Genomic DNA, 1,378 nt, shown 5'->3' with positions numbered 1-1,378 from the left:
CGCTCGCGCATCAGGGTGCCCTGGCCATAACGGCCGTTGGAGTTGAAGCCGTAGCCGATGACCGGTTTGCCGTCGCGGATCACGTCGGTGACGACGGCCACCAGGCTGAGCGTCATCTTGCTGAAGTCGATGTAGGCATTCCTGATCGGGGAACTGATCGGAACGGTCTTTTCGCGGATTTCCACGATTCTCATCTGCGTCTCCTTGAGGGGGTGAAGCTGGTAAGTCAGCTCCAGTGACGCTAAGATAGTTTTAAGCATCCTCCCCGTGTTTCAGCCACAACTGACATCATTATTAAGCCGTGCTTAAGACTGCAAACTTCTCCGAGCTCGAGTTCTTCGTGCTGCTGAACAGGCTGGGCAGCCTGTCGGCGGCGGCCCGAGCGCTCGATATCACGCCCCCCGCCGCCACGATGCGCCTTGCGTCGATGGAAAAGCGCATCGGAGCACGATTGTTGAATCGCAGCACGCGCAAGATCAGCCTGACGCCCGAGGGGGAAGTCTACCTCCAGCATGCAACCCGCCTGATCGATGAGTTGCGAGAGCTGGATGAGATCGTCTCGGGAAACGGGCACGCGCCACGCGGACTCCTGCGCGTGAACGCACCGCTCGGATTTGGTCGGACCGTGATCGCGCCGCTCGTTTCGAGCTTTACGGCCCGGCATCCCGATGTCGAGGTTCAACTGGAGGTCACGGATCGTCCTGTCGATCTGATCGAGAAAGGCTTCGACCTCGCGGTGCGGTTTGGCGAGCTGCCGGACAACCGGATCAACGCGCGCCGGATCATGTCGAACCGGCGCTTCCTCTGCGCCTCGCCCGCTTACCTGGAAAGGCACGGCACGCCGAAGAAGCTGGACGATCTGACGAAGCACCGCTGCATCGTCCATCGACAGAACGATGATGCGTACGGCGTGTGGCGTTTCCTGATCGATGGGCGGACCGAAATCGTCAAGGTCCATGGCGCCCTGTCCAGTAACGATGGCGACATCGTTCAGGGGTGGGCACTGGACGGTCAGGGCATTGTCATTCGTTCGGAGTGGGATGTGACCAAGCACCTGGAAAGCGGCCGGCTGCGGCGCATTTTTCCCGAGTTCACGTTACCAAGCGCGGATTTGTATGCCTACTACCCCAGCAAGAAGAATCTGCCTGCCCGGGTCAGGATGTTCATCAACTTCCTGGTCGAGCAGCTTGCGAGCGAAGCGACCTAGCCGGTTAGTTCATGGCCTCGCAGACAGCCTTCGTGCGGAGACAGCACCTCCGAATCGCGCCAGTCATTTCGCGGGGTGCCGAGGACATGAACGAGAAGCTCTATCGGTATCCTGCGCCCCTGGACTTGACGCCAAGATGGCCGGACTTCTGCCGGATGACCGCGTCGAGTG

The 1,378-nt window shown here is 60.2% G+C and carries 1 protein-coding gene and 1 pseudogene; one reads left to right on the top strand and one right to left on the bottom strand.

Features of this window, described 5'->3' with window-relative positions:
- Positions 1-194 (bottom strand): annotated as a pseudogene (locus AC3A35_RS27785) (mandelate racemase); the annotation flags it as partial.
- Between the two features lie 107 nt (positions 195-301).
- Between AC3A35_RS27785 and AC3A35_RS27780 the strand changes: the two are divergent.
- The gene (locus tag AC3A35_RS27780; RefSeq protein WP_487439789.1) at positions 302-1,207 is read left to right on the top strand and encodes a LysR family transcriptional regulator; all 906 of its coding nucleotides are present in this window, start codon (positions 302-304) and stop codon (positions 1,205-1,207) included.
- Positions 1,208-1,378 lie beyond the last annotated feature (171 nt).

Source organism: Azoarcus sp. Soil_N_20, from assembly GCF_057656155.1.
This window is presented reverse-complemented; position numbering and strand designations above follow the sequence as displayed.